The sequence below is a fragment of the Enterobacter sp. CFEC122 genome (genome assembly GCF_052983755.1).
This window is the reverse complement of record NZ_JBRIQR010000125.1, coordinates 1-952: the sequence shown is the minus strand read 5'-3', so window position 1 is coordinate 952 and position 952 is coordinate 1. Positions and strand designations below refer to the sequence as shown.

General features: G+C 47.7%; 2 protein-coding genes. Both read left to right on the top strand.

Annotation, left to right across the window (positions count from 1 at the left end; genetic code table 11):
* Window positions 1–318 (top strand): ATP-binding protein (locus ACVCAM_RS26430; RefSeq protein ID WP_114078680.1); only part of this gene is annotated, 318 nt, incomplete at its 5' end.
* Between the two features lie 217 nt (window positions 319–535).
* A partial coding sequence (locus ACVCAM_RS26425) for a hypothetical protein (RefSeq protein WP_048986461.1) occupies window positions 536–952 on the top strand: 417 nt, incomplete at its 3' end.

Below are 952 nucleotides of genomic sequence, written 5' to 3'. Positions count from 1 at the left end.
CGACGTGCTTTCAGTAACCTGCTTTCCAATGCAATCAAGTATTCTCCCGATAACACCTGTACAGCGATACACCTTGAGCGTGACAGTGACTGTGTGAACGTGATGATTACGAATACGATGTCCGGCCAGGTTCCCGCTAATCTGGAACGTTTGTTTGATCGGTTCTATCGAGCTGATTCATCAAGGGTCCACAACACGGAAGGCGCGGGGCTGGGATTATCAATTACAAGGTCGATCATTCATGCTCATGGCGGCGAGCTGTCAGCAGAACAGCAGGGGCGGGAAATTGTGTTCAGTGTGCGCCTGTTAATGGATTAATCCCGTTCTTCAGGAGAAACCTGGAAGGTGACAAAATTGTCATCATTCAGTCACGCGATAAACAGAGGCGGTTTTTTATAATCATACATAAATCAGGAGCAGAGTGATAACGCAATCGCCTGGTTCCTGGAGTGATGAATAACCCGCCCTGAGATCAAATGCTTTCTCTGTTATAAGCCGTTGATTGTTTGGGTATGAAAACACCGGAGACCCAACCATGAAAAAGATCCTTGTATCATTTGTTGCCATTATGGCTGTCGCTTCATCCGCCATGGCTGCAGAGACAATGAACATGCATGACCAGGTAAATAATGCCCAGGCACCCGCCCATCAGATGCAGTCAACCTCTGAAAAAAGCGCTGTTCAGGGAGACAGTATGACAATGATGGATATGAGCGGACACGATCAGGCTGCAATGTCCCATGAAATGATGCAAAACGGCAACGCTTCTGCCCACCAGGACATGGCGGAGATGCATAAAAAAATGATGAAAGGCAAACCAGGGGCCACCAACGAATCAGCAACGTCATTTTCAGAAATGAACGAGCATGAAAAAGCCGCTGTTGTGCACGAGAAGGCGAATAATGGTCAGTCTTCCGTTATTCATCAGCAGCAGGCTGAAAAGCATCGCAGC